This window comes from uncultured Algoriphagus sp., assembly GCF_963974365.1.
Classification (GTDB): domain Bacteria; phylum Bacteroidota; class Bacteroidia; order Cytophagales; family Cyclobacteriaceae; genus Algoriphagus.
Genome location: NZ_CAXBBX010000006.1, coordinates 63,252 through 80,604, shown reverse-complemented (window position 1 = coordinate 80,604; position 17,353 = coordinate 63,252). Strand labels below are relative to the sequence as shown.

The following is a 17,353-nucleotide window of genomic DNA, read 5'->3' as shown; positions in this document are numbered from 1 at the left end:
ACTCACCCGTTTGATTTTTCAGAATTGGGAATTGATCATATCTTTTGAACGCATTTCATATTATATCTCCTTCCAATTGATCTCGGAAGGAGATATGAAAAGATTTGACTAATCCAGATAGAATACAATTTCCGTTATAGTCGTTCCGTTTGTCTTGATTTTTAAGCTACCATCAATAAGTTTAGATTACATCCTCAATATTGTTCCATCATGACATTCTCGGGGAAATAAGTAGTCCCTCCTCCATGCTTAGTTACTTCCCATTTAATATTTTTATTATTTGTGAAATAGGTCACTTTGATTTCGCTGATAGTTCGGGAGTATGCGCTTAGAATCGTTCCGGTGAATACATTTTCGGAAACTTTATTCAGAGAAATTGAATATTCCTCGTAGCTACAGTCCATTCTATTTCCATTTTCAAATACCCCGCAATGCTCACCTTTGAAGCTGGTGGGTGTAGTCCCAAGAATAGCATTTTTCGGACTTAAGGAGATTACAAAATTTCTTCTTCCATTATCCAAATCCCAACGATAGGTACCAGAGATATTTTGAGCAAATATTTCTGCAGAGCAGAACACTATAAATAATATTACTATTAGATGTTTCATTTTTTAGCAATTAACATTTTCAAAATTTTCAAAAGTCTTTTCAATAAATTCATTCACTCTATTTAACCATCCATTTTTGAATCGTAACTGGGTGAGTGATTTAAGTTCTTGCTCAGTTGCCTGGGGAAATATTTTTAAATGCCGTTGAATGTCATTTGCGACGACATCCTCAAGAAAATTAATACGTGTTTGTTTGTAACCATTATAGAGTTCAATAATGTCCTCATATTCGTTAATGAAATTAATTGTTTTACTACCAATTATCCCATCTACAGTCAAATCAGCCCCCAGCTCATTTAATAGCATCTGAAGTTGACGCATTGCATTTGGTCCAGAATTGACGTGAAAATCAAAAATTAGCCATCTCAAATCACCATCTTCTATTTCGGATAGCCTTATTGAGTCCCAGTACTTTGCTTTATATATTGCTTTGGCTCCTTCAGCGGTAAGGTTCTGTAAGTTTTCTAAGGTAGGTTCTTTTCCCAAAACAGATTCAGCAGCATCTTGCCAAGTGCGCCAGGAAATTCCTTTGTTTGTTGCTCCACCTTTGTCAAGCGGATCATTAACAAACCCTCCTTCAGTATTTAGGACTTTATTTACTAAATCCTCGAAATTGTTGCATGGGTCTGGTTCATTACATGGCACCATCAATCCCTCAAAATTCGGATGTGGTTCATAGCATCCTGGGCTTTCTCCTCCTCCATTATCATCTGGGCCTGATCCAGCGAACATCGGAGTAAATATACAGTCCCATACCTTATATTGTTCTACGATTTGAGGCTCACCAGTACCACTCTGTACGTATGTGGTGTAAGTGGTTATTACACAGTGATATGTGTAGTTATTGACTCTGGCATTTGAATTATCTGGGATTTTATCCACTGGTTTAGAGTAAGAAACTGCTCTAACTCGCTCTCCTTCTTCGATATTCCAAGATCCCACAAATCGCCCATCTAGATAAAAGAAAGAATAACTTCCGCTGAAATCGGATGGGATTTCCAAAAGATTAAGATAGCTCAAGTCCTTATGCTTGGATGCAATTTGATCATCTTGGCTTTCTACTTTCATAAGATAGGGTTGGAATTCATTTTCCCCGATTTTGAAAAGAAGAACACGGTAGTCTCCTGCCTGCTCTTTCCACTCTTCATTTTTTAGTGCAAACAGATTTTCTACGTTTAGATCTACCGGAATTTCAAGTACTGGTTTACCCATGTAGAAGTGTTCTTTTGCGTCATTCCAAATAGGTTCCCCGTCTATAAAGTTGATCACTCTGGCGTTTGGGATAGATGACACTCCGGATTGGTTGGTGAACCAACTTTTTGCCTCACTTAGCAACTGCTCGTTCGCAGAAGATTTGAGTGCAGCTTCATAATCTTGCACTGTACAGCCGTACATCATGAGGAATAAGAATATAAAATATGTCCTTTTGAGTAAGGACATCCGTATTTTTGGTTTCATATTTAAAGAGTTCGTTAGGTATGAAACCTTGGCCAAGGCTATCTTTAGAACTAAAGACCCCTGAACATATTATTATTATTATTATTATTATCCAAACTATTTTTATCGGCAAAGAATACTTTTAAAAAACAATACCCTATGCAGGGTAATTTTCATGACTTTTCTAAGCCATCATGGTTTCCTACCTTTGTCAAAATCCTATAATCCATGACCCGAGCCGAGCTTTTCTCCCAAATCCAGAAAAAATCATCCTTTTTGTGCGTAGGACTTGATGCAGATATCAATAAAATTCCTGAACACCTGAAACATGAGGCCGATCCTATTTTTAGTTTTTGCAGGGAGATTATAGAAGAAACAGCTGACTATGCGGTGGCTTATAAGCCTAACATTGCCTTTTTCGAAGCTTTGGGACCTAAGGGCTGGGAAACACTTCAAAAAATCAATGAAATCATTCCAGAGGAAATTTTCACTATTGCAGACGCAAAACGAGGAGACATTGGAAATACGTCAAAGCTTTATGCCAAAGCTTTTTTTGAGAAAATGGACTTTGACTCGGTGACCGTCGCGCCTTACATGGGAGCGGACAGTGTCACACCTTTTTTGGAGTTTGAAGATAAATGGGTGATCCTTTTGGCTTTAACATCGAATGCGGGTTCCATGGATTTCCAATTGATCAAAGACGAAAATGGCAAACCTTTATTTCAAACGGTTTTGGAAAAAAGTCAAGAATGGGGCACGCCTGAAAACCTCATGTATGTGGTAGGGGCCACTCGGGGCGAGTTGATTGGTGAAGTGAGAAAGGTTGTTCCAGATCATTTTTTCCTAGTGCCAGGAGTTGGAGCCCAAGGTGGAAGCTTGGCAGAAGTAGCTAAATATGGTATGAATTCTAGCTGTGGGCTTTTGGTGAATTCCAGCCGTGGGATAATATATGCTTCCGGAGAAAAAGACTTTGCTAAAACAGCTAGGCTGGAAACTAAGAAGTTACAAGAGGAAATGGCTGGTTTGCTGGATAAATATCTTCGTAACTAAAATAAGAAGCTAATATTTTGAAAGTCAGGGTTTCCTGACTTTTTTGTTTTTTAGTTTTTGGTTAAATTAAGTTGATTTTTAACCTCTATTTTTATGAAATTCAAAGAAGACTTTTTACAGCTTGTCTGGAAATACCAATACTTCGAAAAGGCGAAACTACATACTACAGCTGGCGATGACTTGAAAATAATCCAAGTTGGATTTCACAATCAAAGCGAAGGACCGGACTTCCGAGATTCTGTTGTAGTTATTGAAAACGTGATATTTCACGGACATGTGGAGGTGCATCGTTTGGCAAGCGAATGGAAGCAGCATGCTCACGGTGGGAATCCCGCTTATAATTCCGTGGTACTTCATGTGGTGTGGGAGGATGACCAGAAGGTTCTACGCAATGACGGTACGCCCATGCCCACGTTGGAACTGAAGGGGTTGATATTTTTGGATATCTGGCGGAATTATGAGCGAATGCTTGACTATAAATCTGATTTGCCCTGCGCTCATGGACTAAAGGATGCGCCTGAAATTGTTCGTTTTTCTGCCTTGGAAAAGGCGTTGGTCGAACGGCTTCAGGAAAAGTCAACCTTGATTTTGGATATTCTAAAATCCACCACGGGTGATTGGGAGGAGACGGCTTATCTCTGGTTGTTTATTTGCTTTGGTTTCAAAGCAAATAGTCAGGCAATGGGTGAATTAGCTAGCTTGGTTCCTTATAAAATTCTCCAAAAACATCGGGATCAATTGCCTGTATTAGAAGCGATTTTGATAGGTCAAGCTGGACTATTACCAGAGGAATCTGAAGAACCGTACGCACAGTATTTGATTCGGGAGTATGGATTTTTCAGGAAAAAGTATGGATGGGAATCTCCTATGAAACGACAGCATTGGACCTTTATGGGAGTTAGACCTAGTAATTTCCCGACGATCAGAATTGCACAGCTTGCGGTGGTTTTATCCAAGGCTCCAAACTTACTGCAATCCGTGATGCAGGATTCTCATGATTTTGCAGGGTTTAAGAAACTGCTGAAAGTGAAGCCAAGCGAATACTGGCAGTATCATTACAGTTTTGGCAAGCCTTCAGAAAGACAGACAAGCTCGGGGATTTCATCTACAGCTTTGGAGCTTTTGGTGATCAATTATGTAATTCCTCTATGGTTTGCTTATGGACGATATTTCGAAGAGCCAGACTGGAAAGAGCGCTGTTTCGATCTCTTACAGGAGGTTTCTGCTGAGAATAATCATATCATTCGAAGATTTCAATCGCATGGCTGGCCGGCCCAGAATTCCTTTGATTCCCAGGGAATGATAGGGCAGTACAAGAATTATTGCCAGCCTAAGAAATGCTTACAATGCAAAATTGCCCAAGTGCTGATCAAATCAGAATCCAAATGATTTTTGGGTAAGCCAGTGAATTCCTGTATTTTTGCAGCCTGAATTACAGAAAACTATGGAAAAACCAGTTATAATTTTTGGTGCTAAAGGCATCGCACATCCAGCACTTGAGATTTTCAACAGTAACAATGTAGTTGTGTATGGATTTTTGGATGAGGACGAAAAAATCCACGGAGCAGAGATCAATACGGTTTCAGTTCTTGGCAATCCTGAGGATGACGGTTTCTTAAAGTTAATCGGTCAGAAGACAGAAGCATTTGTAGCCGAAGAAAATCCTAAATACCGTAAATTCTTAGTGGAATTGTTGAATGATCGTCGCAAGGTGCAGCCTGTGAATGCGATCCATCAGCGTTCTTATATTTCTACAGACGCTATCATTGGACATGGTAATTTTATCAATGCCAATGTAAATATCGGAGCGGGGGTTGAAATTGGAAGCCACTGTATTATCAATTCCGCGGCTGTGATTGAGCATAAAGCTAAATTGGGAGACTTTGTCCAAGTTGGTGCTGGGTCTGTGATCAATTCAGATGTGATCATAGAAGAAGGAGCTTTCATTGGCTCAGGAGCTACTATTGTGTCTGGAGTTACGATTGGTAAAAATGCCCGAGTAGGCGCTGGATCAGTAGTGATTGCTACCGTAGGCTCGAACGAAACTGTTTTTGGCAACCCAGCAGCAAAAGTTAAATAAATTAGAAATTTCTAATTTTAAATTTCAAATTATAAATCCCTAAACACCCTGCCGCAACAGGGCTACAGTTATGGAAAACAAAAACTATCAAATTCTCCTTTATTACTGCTACGCAAAGATTGAAAATTCTGAAGAATACCGCGAGCAGCATCACCTATTTTGTATTGAAAACAACATTCGGGGCCGCATCATTATCTCTGATGAAGGGTTGAACGGTACAGTTTCCGGCTTGGAAGAAGACTGTGAGAAATACATGGCTTATATCCATGCTGATCCGCGTTTCGCAAAAACTGAGTTCAAAATAGATTCTCATAATACCCATGCATTTACCAAAATTCATGTGCGCTACAAGCCTGAGATTGTCCATAGTGCACTAAGACATCTGGATCCTAATGTGAGAACAGGCAAGCATCTTGATCCGGAGGAATTCAAGAAACTAAAGGATCAGGAAGATGTGGTAATCTTGGATGTACGTTCTAATTACGAACATGAGCTTGGACGCTTTAAAAATGCCTTGACCCTTGATATTGATAACTTCCGTGATTTCCCTGAGAAAGTGAAAGAACTGGAGCATCTGAAAAACAAGAAAGTATTGACCTATTGCACCGGAGGAATCAAATGCGAAAAAGCTTCTGCTTTTCTTTTAGAGCAGGGTTTTGAAGATGTGTACCAACTTCATGGAGGGATCATCAAATACGGCATGGAAGCTGGAGGCGAAGATTTTGAAGGCAAATGCTACGTGTTTGACAATAGAATAGCTGTAGATGTGAATAAGGTAAATCCTAAAGTTGTGTCTAAATGCCACGTGTGCGGCACACCTTCGGATCGAATGGTAAACTGTGCCAATCAGACTTGCAATGCACACGTCCCGATGTGTGAAGAATGTGGCTGGGAAATGGAAGGCGCTTGTTCTAGAGAATGCAAAGAAAACCCGGAAAAAAGAGCCTATGACGGTACTGGGTATTACCAAAAAAATACCAATGGTTACAATCCATATAAAGGGCTTGTCCGTAAAGGCAAAGAAAAATCAAATGCTTAACTTGTAGTGTGAGCAGACAAATTCCAGAATCCGAATTGATATTAAATGCTGATGGAAGCATTTATCATTTGCATTTGAAGCCAGAGAACCTGGCTTCTCTTGTTTTTACAGTTGGTGATCCCGACCGGGTTTCACTTGTGTCCAAATACTTTGATCAGGTTGATTTCAAAGGGAGTAAGCGTGAATTTGTGACGCATACCGGGAGAGTGAATGGTAAAAGAGTGACTGTGATGAGCACGGGTATGGGGACTGACAATGTCGAGATTCTGATGACTGAATTGGATTCTTTAGTCAATGTAGATCTCAAAACACATACTGTAAAGCCAACGGAGACCAGTCTCGAAATTATCCGCTTAGGTACCTCTGGAAGCATGCAGGCAGGGTTACCGGTTGGAAGTTTGCTGGCATCTGAAATAGCTGTAGGAGTGGATACGTTGATGCAATTTTACCCAAAACTTGAAGGAAATCAGGATTGGGCATTTTTAGTAAAAGAAACGCTTGATCTTAATTTTTTGCCATACCAGGCAGCTGCCTCTAAAGAGCTTCTAGATAAATTACCATCTAATTTTTACCGTGGTGTCACACTTACTGCACCTGGGTTTTATGCTCCACAGGGCAGGGAAATTAGGCTTAAGCCAAAGATGGAAAATATGATAGAACGACTGGCCGATCTGAAAGTAGATGGATTGAAGATGACCAATTTCGAAATGGAGACTGCTGGCTACTATGCTATGGGGCAGCTATTAAATCACCGAATGCTAAGCTTAAATGCTATAGTGGCAAATCGGCCAACCGGCGAGTTTGATAAAGAAGCTGAAAAAACCGTGGATCGTATGATCCGCGCAGCCCTAGAAGTTTATTGTTGAAAAAAATCACCCTTTACGCTTGGAATTGATTGTTGAGAATAGGCTTGTCTATTTTAAAGTCCTCCCATTCATGGTAATCAATATCCTGAATTATTTTGTTCATAAATTCGGCACATTCTTGTTTGCAGAGATAAATGCCAAAAAGTGATTCATTTCTATTTACAAGAAAAGTTCTGCCGCTATCAAAAATTCTAACCAAGTCCTTCCAAGAACCCAGTATTAAAAGTTCGTCTCGATTTTTTATGGTTTGGATAACCTTAAAATCTCCATGGTGGCTAGATATTTTCATTTCGTAAAAAGTTGGTTGTTTTGAAATTATATTCCAAATCTACCTAATCACGCTACGCTTCTCAATACGTATTAACACGTATATTTTGTCCTAAGCACCAGAATAAATGTGTTTAATTTATTATATCCCGATTTTTTTGGGCCCAGATGAGCAAAGAATTGTGCTTTTTTTCAAGCTGCAGCTTTACAATTACATTACTTCTATGCTTGTCAACCGTTCGCTCGGAGATAAAAAGCTTGTTAGCAATTTCTTTGGTAGAAAGACCGTCGGCTATCAATCTGAGAATTTTCACTTCTGAAGGAGTTAATGGATTCTCCTCTGATTGCAGTTTATTTTCTTTAATTCCTTCAAAAATCTTCTCACTAAAAAATCTTCCCCCTTCCAAAACTATAGAAATTGCCCTTGAAAGGTCATCCAGTGCAAACTCTTTCAGAATATACCCAGAGAGATTCAGATCTTTTGCCTGATGGTATAGGTAAAGTTCTTTATGTAGTGTGAGCAAAATAATTTTTGTGTCTGGAGCCAATTTCCTGCAGTCAGCAGCAATCTCAAGCCCTGTTTTATTGGGCATTTCCATGTCCAAAATTGCTAATTGAGGCTTGAATTCTATTATTTGGTCAATTGCGCTTTGCCCTTCATTTGCCATACCGACTATATCTAATCCTAGATCTGTAAGGAAATCCTTCAGACCTTTTAGCAAGATCGGATGATCATCCGCGATTACAATTGTTGGTTTTTGGCTAGACATAAACAATAAAACTTAAACTTGTACCTGACCCTTTTTCACTTGAGACTTTCATACTCCCTTGAATAGATGCCGTACGTTCTTTGAGGGTTTTCAATCCTAAACTTTGAAAGTCATTGAACTTCTCAGAAAAGTCAAATCCTTTTCCATTATCCTCAATTTTTAACTCAACACCTTTACTGATTTTTTTGAGTAAAACCCTGAGTGCGCTCGCTTCTGAATGTTTGAGTACGTTATTAATAGATTCTTGCAATATTCTGTAGAGTTGCAATTCTTCATCTTTTTTCAACATCCCTCTTATTTCCTCGATTTCCGAAGAAACAAATATGTCTGTTTCGCGATCTATTTGGTCAAGTAAATGTTCAGCAGCCTTGCTCAGTCCTAGTTTTTCTAATTGCATTGGATGAAGGGATCGGGCTATTGAGCGTAAGTCGTTGATTGCTGTATCCAAAAGTTCTCCGGTGGTGTTGTCCTTTGATAAAGCGACTTTGTTCTTTATCAAAAGTAAACTTTGGCCGAGACCGTCGTGAAGGTCTTTGGAGATTCGGACACGTTCTGCTTCTTGATTTTTCAGTAGCTCCTGAGAAAATCTCGACTGCATTTCTTTTTTCTTTTTTTCATGCTGAAGGTTTTTCCAAAGGAAAATCAAAACACCCGCAATGATAATTATGCCGACAATAATCGCAATAATTCTGAGTTTGGCATTATTACGCTGTGTAATTGATTCTATTTCCTGAGTCTTCGCCAGGATTTCCTTTTCTTTCCTCTCTGTTTCGTAGAGGGTCTGATAGTATGAAAAAGTAGTAGCTTGATTTGAGGCAAAAATAGAATCGGTGTACTCAGTTAACTCTTGGCGGATTTCAAATGCTTTGCTGGATTGACCTAGTTTGTTGTAAGTATCACCTAGTAGCCTGTAGGCCTTAATCAGGTGATCCATATTTCGAGATTCTTTGGCAGCTGCTAGTGACTCCTGAGCAAGTTGATTAGCTAGCGCAAAATTCCCCTGCGTATATTCCATTAGTGCCTTAGCATTTAAGTACACAGGATTAGTGGTAGTCAACTCAGGCAAATTGACAATGAGTTTTTGGGCCGAGGCGAAATAGTCCTGTTGCTTCGTAAGACTTCCTTGCTCCCCAAAATAATTGCTAAGTGAAAGTTTAATCATACTTTCAAAATAAAAATCCTGAGGATCAAAAGGGGTCAATGAATCAGCCTTAAGTAGATATGCACGTTGATTCTCATACAACCCTTGTTTTCCAAAGTCTTCAGACTGGTTATAAAGCTGGATGCCAACTGAATATGTGTCGCCCACTTCTTCAAACTTGGCGATCAGAGAGTTTCTTATTTTTTCGGCTTCGTTGTATATGGCGAATTTGCTGAATAATATGGCCATTCCTCCATCGACATAATTTACATATTCATTGTCACCAAGATTAGCATAGATATCTCTTGCCGTTTGATAATCTTGCATACCACCAAGTAGATCTCCTTTATAGTCCCTCGCCTGACCTCTGAAAAAGTGAGAATCTGCAATGAATATGGAATCCTCTTCTGTGAACGTATGAATTGCCTCAGTGTATTCTACTATAGCGGAATCAAATTGTTCGAGACTAAAAAATGCTCCGGCCAGTTTTAGATGAAGATTCCCTTTATCTTCTGATTTGACTACGTCGTCTTCATAAGAAATTGCCCTTTTTAGAACTTTCTTTTTCACCTGAGGAAGCTGGACAGAAGGTGAAGGAAGCCGCGTTAGGCGTATAGCTAAATCAGCCATTAACTCATAATTACCTTCTTGTTCACTGAGATTAATCATCTCTAGCAGATAAACTCCTGCAAGTGAATCACTGGGTTCTGTTGCTTCGAAAAGTGCGGTTAGGTCAGCTAAAGTTTTACTCTGGGTTCTAGCTTCTGCGGTCTGAGCATTTGAATTAACAGGTATAAAAAAGTAGGCTAGCGACAAGCCCAGCGTTAAAGTCAATCGAATCATAGCTAAAGATAGGTAAATCAACAAATTGTGGGCAATCAATTTTCTAATTCGAAAATCCCACTAGTCTCTGAATTGGAAAAAGTAACCGTTCAAACTAATAATACTCATATTATACAGACTTTCTTCCTTAGGACAAGTTTTGTTGGGAATCAAAAACCTTTAGCTGATTCAGAGGTTTAATTAGTATAGGTTTATTTCTAAATACCTGATAATTAATTATTTAAAAATAAACCTTTGTAAGCTCGAAACCACTGATCTCTTTAACCTACAGCTATGAATAAAATTTCACCAGTAACTATTTTTTTTCTTTTCCTTGTTTCTTCTCTGGATGCCTTCTCTCAAGAGATTAAATTGAGGGGCAAGGTGATGGATGGAAAGCGTGAAGTAGGGCTTGAGTTTGCAAATGTTGCCTTGCTTTCTCCTACTGATTCAGCTCTTCTCACCGGTGGCATGAGTGATTTGGATGGAAATTTTGAATTTACTACCACGGCTGGAGATTACATTTTGAGAGTGGGATTCATCGGTTATTTAGAGTTTTATGAACGTGTAACATTTGCGCCAAATAGAAACTCAGTGAATTTGGGGACGATTACACTGGAAGAAGATGCCCAAAATCTTGATGAAGTAGTAGTAGAGGGCGTGACATCAATGTTTGAGTCAGACATTGACAAGAGAACTTACAATGTGGAAAACAGCATCGTCGCAGAAGGTCAAACTGCTTCACAATTGCTAAGTACCTTGCCTTCCATTCAAGTGGATGATGAAGGTGGAATTACGATGCGAGGGAGTGGGAATATTCTCATCTATATCAATGGTCGTCCCTCTAATCTCTCTGGAGATGATACAGAAAGTATTTTGTCTCAATTCCCAGCAAATAGTATAATGTCGGTGGAATTGATCACCAATCCTTCCTCACGCTACGACGCCACGGGTGTAGGTGGGATTATTAATATAGTGTTGAAGAAGAATGAAAAGACAGGGTTCAATGGGCAGTTGAATGCTTCCATCGGAACCCGCGAAAAATACCAAGCAGGAGTCAATTTGAATTATGGGACGGAGAAAGCCAATTTTTATGCTTCTTATAATTGGCAAGATCGGCGTCAGCGCGAAAATGGTGAAGGAAGCCGGAATAATTACTTGGAAGGGTTCTCCCCAAGTCTTGAACAAGTTCAGGATGGCTATGAAGTAGAAAAAACTCACTTGATAAGAGCAGGAGTTGATTATAACGTCTTGGAAAGAGGAATGCTAGGTGTATACTTTCAGGGAAATTTCGATGACGAAATAGAATATGCTGATGTCACTCAGCTCAACATAAGTCAGACGGGATCAATTGATTCTAGTTTTATGAGACAAAATAACGAATGGAGTAACTCAGGAAATTACGAGGGAGGTATCAATTATAGTTGGGATATTGACAGCTTAGGGCAAAAACTTTATACATCTCTCTCGTACTCCTATGATAATCGTGAGCAGGAGGATTATTCAAATCAGGAATATTTTGATGGTGAAGGTAATTCAGACCCAACTAAGAGACTTATTCAAATTAATAATCGACCTAGAACCAGTAATCTGTATGTTGCCCAACTCGATTACGAAAAGCCATTTCTCAATGGAGCGTCTATCGAGACAGGGTTGAAAGCTACTGTCGGTAACTGGCAATGGAGTCAAGAATTTGCTCAAGGAGATCAGTTTACGGACTTTGAACCAGTAGTTGTAGATACGCTGTCTGATACCTTTGATTTCGATGAGCATGTCTTTGCCGGCTATTTTACCTTCAAAAACAAGGTAGGAAAATTTGGATATCAGCTCGGATTGAGAGGGGAATACACCCATACGTTAGGGGAAACTGTGCGGAATAATGAAAGTATTCCAAACGATTATTTCAACCTGTTCCCTAGTGCGTTTTTCTCTTACACCATCGCTCCGGAAAATGAATTTACCCTGAATTATACAAGAAGAATATCCAGACCTAGCATCTGGGATTTGGCTCCCATATATAGAGTTAGGGATCAGTACAATTTCAGCATCGGTAATCCCTACCTACAACCCGAGTTCACCGATAGTTATGAAGTGGGCTATATGAAAGGCTGGGAACGATACCTTCTAAATGCCACAGTTTATCATAGATTTAGCACTGATGTTGAGACTAGAATTACGATCCTGACCGATGATAATGTAGCCATACAAAGTCGTGAAAATGCGGACACAAGAGCCAGCACAGGCTTCGAATTGATCAATCAGATTCAGATCTCCAATAATTTAGACGCGACATTAACTGGGAATCTTTTTTACTCGAAGATCAATGCGGAGAATATTGAATCGGATTTTAGCAATGAGAATATCAGCTGGACTTTAAACCTGCTTGCCAACTGGTTGATTCCAAATTGGTTTAATGTACAGTTTCAAGGAAATTACCGTGGTCCGATTGTATTACCTCAAGGTCAAATAGAACCTCAGTATAGTTTGAATGTTGGTTTGCGAAAAGATATTTTTGATGGTAAAGCGACGGTTTCAGTAAATGTCAGTGATATATTCAATACCCGAAATTTTCGTATCACTACCACCAACCCACGATTTGATGAGAAGCGCGTTTTTCAGCGGGAAACTCGAGTTGGCACCTTGGCTTTTACTTATAGATTCGGTGGTTTTAAAGAAAAACCAGGACAAAATGAAAGCCGCAGAGAAGGCGGTGATGGTGGCGATGACTTTTAGAAAAGCATAAGGTTTTCTATTTTTATCAATGAGCGAATTAACGGCGCAAATAATTGCAGCACTTTCTGACAAAGCGAATCCCGTAAAAGCCGCATTCTTTCCTAGGTTTTTCAAATCTATGCCAGGAGGATACGGCGAAGGAGATCAATTTCTTGGAGTGATTGTCCCCGAACAGCGCAAAGTGGCTAAGGCGGTCTTTAAAGAAATCAGTCTTGAGGAAATAGCTGTACTCCTGCAAAATAAATATCACGAGGTTAGACTGACGGCTATCTACATTTTGGTATATCGGTATCAAAAATTAAAAATAGCTTCCGAGCAGAAACAGTTGGTGGATTTTTATTTAGCCAACCTTGATTATGTAAACAATTGGGACTTGGTGGACAGCTCTTGCCATCATATTTTAGGTCATTACTATTTAAGTAAAGACAAGTCTCTTTTCTACGAATTAGCTGATTCAGACCATCTTTGGAAACAAAGAGTAGCAATGATAAGCTGTTATTATTGGATCAAGAGAGGGCATTTTGAAGATGCGTTGGCACTGGCTGAGAAGCTCCTCTATCATGAGCATGACTTGATTCATAAAGCCGTTGGCTGGATGCTTCGGGAAATAGGAAATGTGGATTTTGAAGTCGAAATGGAGTTTTTAAGAAAGTATTATAAGACGATGCCAAGAACAGCTTTGCGTTATGCAATTGAAAAGTTTGATCCTGAATTGAGAAGGCAACTCCTAAAAGGTGAACTCTAGCCTAAGCTTTTATCAAAACAAATTTTCTGTACCCAGAACCAATTTCCTTTCTTTGCACTTAGAAATACGAATACTCATAAATAAGTAAAGAATACATGCAAAAGCCCGATTTCAACATCGAAGAAGTAAATAAAATAATCCGTGGACGTAGATCCATGTTTGCGGCACAGTTCAAAGAAAATGACCCAGTAGATGATACTATCATCGAAGAATTGCTGGAAAATGCGCGTTGGGCTCCTACACACAAATTAACTCAACCATGGAGATTTATTGTGTATACAGGTGATGGCCTAAAGAAATTCGCGGATTACCAAGCCGATATGTATAAGATGCGAGCTGAGAAGAACGGTACGCCATTTTTGGAAGCAACTTTTGAAAAGTTCAAACAGCAGCCGTTGAAAGCTTCACACATGATTGCTATAATTTTGAAGAGGTCAGCAGGAATTCCACTGATGGAAGAGATAGCTGCAGTTTCTATGGCTGTTCAGAATATGTATTTGACTGCTTCGGCTCATGGATTAGCAGCTTATTGGGGTACTGGCGGGCCGACATTTTGGCAAGAAGCGAGAGAAGATTATGGCCTCGAAGGTGAAGACACGCTCATGGGCTATTTCTACGTAGCCAAGCCAGCTACGGATAATTGGCCAGAGGGCAAACGAGATTCCCTCGAAGAAAAAGTAGCTTGGGTAAGAGAGTAACCTATTTATAAAAGCAAAAGCGGCCATGAAACTAATCATGGCCGCTTTTTTATGCATCAACTTAGTTTTAGAAACCCACAAAAGCTGGAGGCTCTGCTCCCTGTACCCTTAAGTAAGCAATCGCAGATCCTCTATGGTGAGTGCTATGATCCATCAGCAAAGCCATTACTTGGCGTCTAGTTACCTTGTTGCCAAATACTTCAATGGACTCAGCCGCATCTGCATCAGAAAGCGCATTCATTGTAGTAGTGCCGTAGTCATAGCATTTGCCTACATATGCTGCTAAATCAGCTTTAGATGCCGTAGCAAGATCAATAGTGAAGCCTGGATCCCCACCTTTTAAAAAACCTTGTGATATCCCAACAATAGCAGTTCCGATGTGATGAATTTGCTCTTTGAAAGACATGGCGGCTGGGTCAGTTTTATAATCCATACCAGAGTCAGGCATTTTATCCAGCACATCTAGTGTAAACTGCTTGCTGTTTTGCCATTTGCTCATGAACTCATCTTTGGTAGTCTGAGCTGAAACGGCCGCTGAGGCCATCATGAAAATAGCTACCATCAAGGTGCTAGTAAGGTATTGTAGTGATTTTTTCATTTGTATAGAGATTGGTTATTTGGTTAAATTTCCATTATTCCCGAACCAAATCAAACACATTGCCTAATTTTAAACCATGAGAAAACACCTTTGGATCTGTATTTTAGCTGTAGGGATAGTTAGTTGTGATCAGACTTATTTGCCGAAGCCTCCTGGCTATAATCGCATAGATTTACCCACTCATTCATTTGAAACGCTATCTGAAGGATATCCCTATCATTTTGACTATTCTACTTATTCGAAAGTGGAAGCAGACACATTCAACCCAGATGAGGAAGCTTGGGCTAATTTGAATTATGAGGATTTTGGAGGAAAAGTACATTTAACCTACAAGAGAATCGATGGGGATAAGGTCGGTTTCAAGCAACTATCCAATGATGCATTTAAGCTTACGGCTCAGCACCAAGTGAAAGCTTATGGAATAGAGGAAGCCGTTCTTTTAACTCCCGAAGGATATACTGCAGTGGTTGCTGAACTGACTGGAGAAGTACCTACACAGTTTCAGTTTTTTGTAACTGATTCTACCAAAAATTTTCTGAGAGGCGCATTGTATTTCAATACCGCAATGAAAAATGATTCGCTTTCCCCGGTAATAGAATTCATCAAACAGGACATGGTCCATTTGATGAATTCTGTAAAGTTTGTCGATTAGTTCAGGTTTTTCCAGGATCGGATTACTATAATTCCGCCGAGAATCGCAATTGCCGCAGCGATGCTTCCAGCCAGCATATTTCCATAAATAAAGAATCCCGTAGAGAAAAGGGCTGAATAGATCATCACTGATCCTATCATCATCAAGCCTATTTCCTTTGGAAGTTGACCGATTACTTGCTTTTCCGAAGGGTATCTATCCAATACTTTTTTCCAGCCAAAAGCAGCTGGAGTTACTTTTCTATAGAAGGAAAGTAGTACTTCATCCTTTTCTGGTGCTGTAATAAACGTTACGATCAACCAGCCAATCGTAGTAATACTTACACTATAAATCAGCTTTAGGTAAGCTTGATTTTCTGGGATCATGATCCAGTTTACTTTTGGATTGATCACCTCAAAGAAAATTGCAACTACGAATGAAATCGCCATTGCGGAGATTTCGGTATAGGCATTAATTCTCCACCAAAACCATCTTAGTATAAAGATCAAACCAGTACCAGCTCCGATTTGCAATAGAATATTGAAGGCATCTAAGGCACTAGAAAGTGCAAGTGCAAGAACAGCTGAAAGTGCCATCAAAACGATAGTAGAAATTCTACCAACTGCAACCAATTCTTTATCTGAAGCCTCTGGCTTCATAAATCGTAGGTAGAAATCATTCACGATGTAGGAAGATCCCCAATTCAAGTGTGTAGAAAGCGTAGACATCACTGCTGCGATCAAAGAAGCAAGCACGATTCCTATCAAACCAGTTGGCAGGTAAGTCAACATAGCTGAGTAGGCCAAATCATCGCCCAGCTTATCAGCAGGAATATTTGGGAAGGCCGTCTGTATATCTGAAATGTTGGGAAAAATAACCAAGGATGCCAAGGCTATTAAGATCCATGGCCAAGGGCGCATCGCATAGTGAGCGATATTGAAAAACAACGTAGCGCCGATTGCATTTTTTTCATCTTTAGCGGATAGCATACGCTGAGCAATGTATCCTCCTCCTCCTGGCTCAGCGCCTGGATACCAAGTCGCCCACCACTGGATAGCAATAGGCATGATGAACAATGGAATGTAAGCATTTGGGTCAGAGAAATCGGGAAGGAAATTAAGTTTTCCGACCACGTTTTCATGCGTCAAAAGATTGTTTAAACTTCCGATTTCAGGAAGGTCGATGATAAAATATGCCGCTCCAAATGAGCCGATCATCGCAATAAAGAATTGAAAGAAGTCAGTTAGAAGTACACCTTTTAATCCACCCAAAGAACTGTAGACTACTGTTACCACAGATGCTATAAGTAGGGTTTGCACTGGACTCAGTCCTAGCATGATCCCGCCAATCTTGATAGCAGCGAGAGATACGGTTGCCATGATGACCACATTGAAGAATACACCCAGATAAAGCGCTCGGAATGCTCTTAAAAATGCTGCTCCTTTGCCCGAATAGCGTAATTCGTAAAACTCTAAGTCAGTAGTCACTTCAGATCGTCTCCACAGTTTGGCATAGACAAATACTGTCAGCATGCCAGTAAGTAAGAAAGCCCACCAAGCCCAGTTTCCAGCCACACCATTTTTTCGAACTATGTCTGTTACCAAGTTTGGGGTATCAGCAGAGAAGGTCGTTGCGACCATAGAAACCCCTAGTAACCACCAAGGCATATTTCTACCTGAAAGGAAAAATTCCTTGGCAGAGGAACCGGCTTTTTTTGAAGTGTAAAGTCCTATTAGTAGGGAGATGACAAAGAACGCGGCAATGATCGACCAGTCTATGGCGGTAACATTCATAGTATATTGGATTAAGGAGTTCTTTAAATTTTTTCGAAAATAACTTTCTACTTAAATGATAAATTTTGCTAATGT

General features: G+C 39.8%; 16 protein-coding genes. 9 read left to right on the top strand and 7 right to left on the bottom strand.

Going from position 1 to position 17,353, the window contains the following annotated elements:
• Positions 1–194 precede the first annotated feature (194 nt).
• The gene (locus AACZ87_RS09640; RefSeq protein ID WP_339866729.1) at positions 195–608 is read right to left on the bottom strand and encodes a hypothetical protein; all 414 of its coding nucleotides are present in this window, start codon (positions 606–608) and stop codon (positions 195–197) included.
• 3 nt (positions 609–611) lie between these two features.
• A complete protein-coding gene (locus AACZ87_RS09635; RefSeq protein WP_339866728.1) occupies positions 612–2,066 on the bottom strand; it encodes a glycosyl hydrolase 108 family protein in 1,455 nt (484 codons plus the stop codon).
• A gap of 207 nt (positions 2,067–2,273) precedes the next feature.
• Here AACZ87_RS09635 and pyrF point away from each other — a divergent pair, with 207 nt between their 5' ends.
• The 5 genes from pyrF (at position 2,274) to AACZ87_RS09610 (ending at position 7,080) form a co-directional block, all read left to right on the top strand.
• A complete protein-coding gene (pyrF, locus tag AACZ87_RS09630) occupies positions 2,274–3,095 on the top strand; it encodes an orotidine-5'-phosphate decarboxylase (protein ID WP_339866727.1) in 822 nt (273 codons plus the stop codon).
• Positions 3,096–3,188: 93 nt separating this feature from the next.
• Positions 3,189–4,484 carry a DUF2851 family protein gene (locus AACZ87_RS09625; RefSeq protein WP_339866725.1) on the top strand — a complete coding sequence of 432 codons (1,296 nt, stop codon included), beginning with the start codon at positions 3,189–3,191 and terminating at the stop codon, positions 4,482–4,484.
• A gap of 55 nt (positions 4,485–4,539) precedes the next feature.
• Entirely contained in the window at positions 4,540–5,175 is a 636-nt protein-coding gene (locus AACZ87_RS09620) for an acetyltransferase (RefSeq protein ID WP_339866723.1), read from the top strand.
• Positions 5,176–5,245: 70 nt separating this feature from the next.
• On the top strand, positions 5,246–6,214 hold the full coding sequence (locus AACZ87_RS09615) for a rhodanese-related sulfurtransferase (RefSeq protein ID WP_339866721.1): 969 nt from the start codon (positions 5,246–5,248) through the stop codon (positions 6,212–6,214).
• A gap of 8 nt (positions 6,215–6,222) precedes the next feature.
• Complete coding sequence (locus AACZ87_RS09610) at positions 6,223–7,080, top strand: nucleoside phosphorylase (RefSeq protein ID WP_339866719.1); 858 nt, start codon at positions 6,223–6,225, stop codon at positions 7,078–7,080.
• Positions 7,081–7,093: 13 nt separating this feature from the next.
• Here the strand turns inward: AACZ87_RS09610 and AACZ87_RS09605 are convergent, their stop codons facing one another.
• The 3 genes from AACZ87_RS09605 to AACZ87_RS09595 all read right to left on the bottom strand — a co-directional run bounded on the left by AACZ87_RS09605 (position 7,094) and on the right by AACZ87_RS09595 (position 10,101).
• Complete coding sequence (locus AACZ87_RS09605) at positions 7,094–7,369, bottom strand: hypothetical protein (RefSeq protein ID WP_339866717.1); 276 nt, start codon at positions 7,367–7,369, stop codon at positions 7,094–7,096.
• Positions 7,370–7,481: 112 nt separating this feature from the next.
• Complete coding sequence (locus AACZ87_RS09600; protein WP_339866715.1) at positions 7,482–8,117, bottom strand: response regulator transcription factor; 636 nt, start codon at positions 8,115–8,117, stop codon at positions 7,482–7,484.
• The gene (locus AACZ87_RS09595; protein WP_339866714.1) at positions 8,110–10,101 is read right to left on the bottom strand and encodes a sensor histidine kinase; all 1,992 of its coding nucleotides are present in this window, start codon (positions 10,099–10,101) and stop codon (positions 8,110–8,112) included. Before AACZ87_RS09595 ends, AACZ87_RS09600 begins: the two co-directional genes overlap by 8 nt.
• 273 nt (positions 10,102–10,374) lie before the next feature.
• On the opposite strand from AACZ87_RS09595, the gene AACZ87_RS09590 reads away from it, so the two are divergent.
• From AACZ87_RS09590 to AACZ87_RS09580, 3 genes are all read left to right on the top strand, one after another.
• Positions 10,375–12,813: a TonB-dependent receptor gene (locus AACZ87_RS09590; protein WP_339866713.1), complete on the top strand. Its 2,439-nt coding sequence runs from the start codon at positions 10,375–10,377 to the stop codon at positions 12,811–12,813.
• A gap of 28 nt (positions 12,814–12,841) precedes the next feature.
• Positions 12,842–13,558 (top strand): DNA alkylation repair protein, encoded by a 717-nt coding sequence (locus AACZ87_RS09585; protein WP_339866712.1) that lies wholly within the window; start codon positions 12,842–12,844, stop codon positions 13,556–13,558.
• 95 nt (positions 13,559–13,653) lie between these two features.
• Positions 13,654–14,256 (top strand): nitroreductase, encoded by a 603-nt coding sequence (locus tag AACZ87_RS09580; protein WP_339866710.1) that lies wholly within the window; start codon positions 13,654–13,656, stop codon positions 14,254–14,256.
• A gap of 67 nt (positions 14,257–14,323) precedes the next feature.
• Here AACZ87_RS09580 and AACZ87_RS09575 read toward each other — a convergent pair whose 3' ends face one another.
• Positions 14,324–14,854, bottom strand: coding sequence for a DinB family protein (locus tag AACZ87_RS09575; protein WP_339866709.1), 531 nt, complete (start codon positions 14,852–14,854; stop codon positions 14,324–14,326).
• A gap of 76 nt (positions 14,855–14,930) precedes the next feature.
• Between AACZ87_RS09575 and gldD the strand changes: the two genes are divergently transcribed.
• A complete protein-coding gene (gene gldD, locus AACZ87_RS09570; RefSeq protein WP_339866707.1) occupies positions 14,931–15,506 on the top strand; it encodes a gliding motility lipoprotein GldD in 576 nt (191 codons plus the stop codon).
• On the opposite strand, the gene AACZ87_RS09565 is transcribed toward gldD, so the two are convergent.
• On the bottom strand, positions 15,503–17,278 hold the full coding sequence (locus AACZ87_RS09565) for a sodium:solute symporter family protein (RefSeq protein ID WP_339866706.1): 1,776 nt from the start codon (positions 17,276–17,278) through the stop codon (positions 15,503–15,505). The genes gldD and AACZ87_RS09565 overlap by 4 nt on opposite strands.
• Positions 17,279–17,353 lie beyond the last annotated feature (75 nt).